General features: G+C 72.7%; 5 protein-coding genes (1 of these 5 running past the window's edge). 2 read left to right on the top strand and 3 right to left on the bottom strand.

Annotated features, from left to right (window positions below):
• From DEIPI_RS38760 to DEIPI_RS0102675, 3 genes are all read right to left on the bottom strand, one after another.
• Positions 1-396: prepilin-type N-terminal cleavage/methylation domain-containing protein (locus tag DEIPI_RS38760; protein ID WP_027480752.1), on the bottom strand; the 396-nt coding region annotated here is incomplete at its 3' end.
• The gene (locus DEIPI_RS28010; protein ID WP_045233520.1) at positions 383-847 is read right to left on the bottom strand and encodes a prepilin-type N-terminal cleavage/methylation domain-containing protein; all 465 of its coding nucleotides are present in this window, start codon (positions 845-847) and stop codon (positions 383-385) included. The genes DEIPI_RS28010 and DEIPI_RS38760, both read right to left, overlap by 14 nt.
• On the bottom strand, positions 844-2,823 hold the full coding sequence (locus DEIPI_RS0102675) for a hypothetical protein (RefSeq protein WP_157463425.1): 1,980 nt from the start codon (positions 2,821-2,823) through the stop codon (positions 844-846). The genes DEIPI_RS28010 and DEIPI_RS0102675 overlap by 4 nt, the downstream gene beginning before the upstream one ends.
• Positions 2,824-2,889: 66 nt before the next feature.
• Between DEIPI_RS0102675 and DEIPI_RS28005 the strand changes: the two genes are divergently transcribed.
• On the top strand, positions 2,890-3,477 hold the full coding sequence (locus DEIPI_RS28005; RefSeq protein WP_045233519.1) for a C39 family peptidase: 588 nt from the start codon (positions 2,890-2,892) through the stop codon (positions 3,475-3,477).
• A protein-coding gene (gene tsaB, locus DEIPI_RS0102665; RefSeq protein WP_045233518.1) for a tRNA (adenosine(37)-N6)-threonylcarbamoyltransferase complex dimerization subunit type 1 TsaB crosses the window boundary here: on the top strand, positions 3,474-3,591 show its 5' portion. It continues 434 nt past the right edge of the window; the window shows 118 of its 552 coding nt (coding positions 1-118); it begins with the start codon at positions 3,474-3,476; its stop codon lies beyond the right edge, outside the window. The genes DEIPI_RS28005 and tsaB overlap by 4 nt, the downstream gene beginning before the upstream one ends.

Below are 3,591 nucleotides of genomic sequence, written 5' to 3'. Positions count from 1 at the left end.
GACGACGCGCAGGGCGAGCCGGACGCGCACCTCGGCGCGGTGAACGTCCACGGTGACGTCCCGAGTGGGCGGCGCGGACGTCCCGGACGAACCCGCCGCCCCGGACGCGCAGTCGGTGACCAACCCGCCCACCTGGAGGGCGCAGGTCAGGCCCGACGGCACGGGTGAGGCGGGCAGGAAGGCCCGATCGAAGGCCCCCTCGTCTCGCCAGGCGATCCGGACGTCCTGCAGGACGCGGCGGGCGACGTCCAGCGCCTGGGTTCGCGTACGTGCGTCCTGCGCGGCCCCCAGCGCCGACGCGAGGTACGAGAGGACCGTCACGAGCAGACCCGCGAGCGCGAGCGCCACGAGCACCTCCGCGAGGGTCAGGCCGGTTCGGGGATCAGAACGCGACACGGACGACCTTCCCCGTCACGCCGACCACCCGGACGCGCGCCTCCCCGCCGGGGCCTCGGAGCACGAACTCGAAGTTGTTGATGTCCTTGCGCCCGAAGGGCGCGAGGTAGCTGAACGAGGTCGCGGGCACGCCTCCCGCCCCGAAGGTGGCCCGCAGCGTGACGCGTCCCGGCAGACGAATCTCGCGCAGCACGGCCCCGTCCAGCCGGGTGACCTCGACGAGGTTCCCACCGTTCGTCCAGCGCACGACGCGGTGCTGGGAGAGGCGCCTCGTCTCGCTCCGCGTCCGCGTGAGGCCCAGCGCGAGCTCGTGCTGCGCGAGACGCAGTTCGGACCGGGCGCGCCAGTTCGCCAGGGCGGGCAGCGCGAGCGCCAGCAGCGTCACGAGGACCGCGAGCACCACGAGCAGTTCGAGCAGCGTGAAGGCCCGACTCCTCCTCGGGCCGCTCACGGCGCCTCCCTAGGAGGGTCGTCGCCTGGCACGGTCACGGGTGACCGCGTGAGCGTCAGGGGTCCCGTCTCCGCGGCGTCCTCCCGCGGGTCGAGCAGGACACGCAGCCCCGGCGCGGTCCCTCCCGTGACGAGCAGGCCGACGTGCCGGGCGACGAGCGCGCCCCGCACCACGACGCCCGCGGGGGACGTGAGGGCGCATTCACGCGTGGAGCACCCGTGGACATGCCCGACGATCGCGTGGCGCGCGTGTAGCGTCGCGTCGATCCGCAGGGGAAGGGCGTCGCTCGCGGGCGAAGTCGGTCGGCGTCGGGACATGTTCTCGTCCCAGACGGCCTTCACGGCCTCGTCCGCCAGCCAGCCGCCCGAAGGCGAAAGGGACAGGACGCGCGTCCCGGCGGCCACCGTGGCCGCCCCCGGGACGCACGCGCCGTCCGGGCAGACGTCAGCGATCCTCAGCTCCGTGACGTCATGCCGTCGCCCGCTGTCCGCGCGCCGCACCGGCAACAGGGGATCACGCTCGCGCAGACGGTAGAAGGTCGGGGGACGTCCCTCATCCCGCGAGGCCCGTTCCCACTCCAGACGGTTGAACTCCGCGAGGATGCGGGGCACGACGGACGAGGAGCGCTCCCCGGCCTGCCGGTCGGCGTGAGCGCTGGATCCGAGGGCGTCGCCGACCACCACGCTTCCGTCGGCGGAGGCGAGCACGAGGCGGGGCAGCCGCTCCGGGGAGACGGAGGCGCAGTCCGCGAAGCCCGACGTGCGGGTGCAGTCGTACGTCAGGTCTCCCGTCACGTAGACGTTGCCCCGCGCGACGATGCGCCCCGTCCCCCGAACCCGACCGCTGACGAGGACGTCACCGTCGACGAGGACGGTTCCGCTCAGGTCGAGGTCACCGCTCACGACGAGATGACCGGGCACACCACGTCGGGCGTCCGTGACGACGTCCGTCCCGCCGGGAACGGGGGCAGGCGGCATGGCCCCGGGACCCCACGACGGGGTGCGCGACAGCAGGAGGCGGGTGGCGCGCAGCACGCCCAGCCCCTCGGCACGGGAGACGCGGGCGACGTGGTCGGCCCACTCGGCGTCGTCCGTCCGACCGTCCCCGTCCGGGTCGGGAACGACGGGAGGCAGGGCGGCGGGCAGGAGGGCAGGCACCGCCCCTCGCCGTGGAGCGCCGTGACGGTAGACGGCCGCGCCCGCGCGGCAACCTCGCCCGTCGCAGGTCCGCGTGACGGGCGCCCCGTCGCTGTTCGCGGTCTCCCCGGAGGACGCGGGAAGGCGCAGGCCGTCGTGCGCGTCGAGCGGTTCGTCATGGCCGCGTCGATTCAGAAGCGCGCCCCGGACGTGCAACGTCCCGACCACGGTCGTGTCGGCACCCCCGTACGGCTGGGTCTCGGACAGGTCGAGCGCCCGCAGGACGCCGACCTTCACGCCCTCCACGCCGCCGGCAGGGGCGTCCATGCGTTCCACGCGCGTGTGGCAGAACGTGCAGGCCACGACGTCCGCGAGGACGGCGAAGTCCCCCGGCAGGGCGGGCGCGGCGCGGACCACGAGCGTCTGAACGAGGCTCCGTGTGGCCGTTCCCGACGCGTCACGTCCCTCGGAGGTCACGGTGAGCGTGGTGCGTCCCGGGCCGTCCTCACGGTGGACCCGCAGGGAGAAGGTGCCCGGGCCGAGCGTGCCTCCGGTCGACACGGCCGCACCTTCCCGGACGAACGAGTCGAGCGCGTGGCGGTATTCCGTCAGGGAGCGGGGGACCGTTCCGGATCCGGGGACGCTTTCGGGACGGACGCGCGCCACGGCCTCCTCCAGCCCGGACTCCGCCGCGGCCTGTGCCTGCGTGGTCCGGACGGCGTCCCAGGAGCGTCGTTGTGATGAACTTGCGAGCAGCAGCGCCGTTCCGACCAGCATGGCCACGAGGGCCAGCGCGCCGAGGGTCGTGACGAGCGCCACGCCTTGGTGGTGTCGTCGCATGCGCCTCATTCTGGCGAGGTGGGGCTCACGTCATCACCCCCATCATGGGGAGATAATGAGGGGGTAATGACGTCACCCCTTCGTCTGCTCTCACTCGTGCTCGGTCTGGTCGTCCTGTCCTCGGCGGGCGAGACCGCCTCCAGACCCGCCAGTGCCTACCTGCCCGGGGTCGGCTACGTCGCGCAGACCTACAACAACTGCGGCCCCGCCTCCATCGTGAGCGTGCTGGACTACTACGGCTTCAAGAAGTCGCAGGACGAGGTCCGCCTCGTCCTGCGACCCAACGGCGGCTACATGAAGGCCGACGTGATCGACCCCTACCTGCGTCCCTTCGGCCTGCGCGCCACGCGCTTCAAGAACGGCAGCGCGGAGCACCTGCGCCGTCTCGTCGCGCAGGGCGTGCCCGTCATCGTGCTGCAGTGGCTCGACCGCGTGGGCGGCATCCCGCACTTCCGCGTCGTGCGTGGCTACGACGACAAGAGCGGCGTCTTCTGGATCTCGGACCCCATCTACGGCGCGAACGTCTACCTGCGCTACGAGGACTTCGACACCCTCTGGGGCGTGTACGGGCAGGAGTTCATTCCCGTGTACCCTGAGGGGTGGCAATCTCGCATCATGACGATCCTCGGTCTCAAGAGCACCCCGCGCGAATGATCCTCGCGGTCGACACGGCCACGCCGTCCCTCGTCCTCGGCCTGCTGGGAACCGGGTCCGACGGGCAGGCCGTGGCCCTGGAGCGGAGCGTCCACGTGGAGCGCGCGCACGCCG

It is taken from the genome of Deinococcus pimensis DSM 21231, assembly GCF_000519345.1.
GTDB lineage: Bacteria > Deinococcota > Deinococci > Deinococcales > Deinococcaceae > Deinococcus_A > Deinococcus_A pimensis.
Note: the sequence above shows the minus strand (reverse complement) of the source record. Positions and strands in the feature narration are given on the sequence as shown.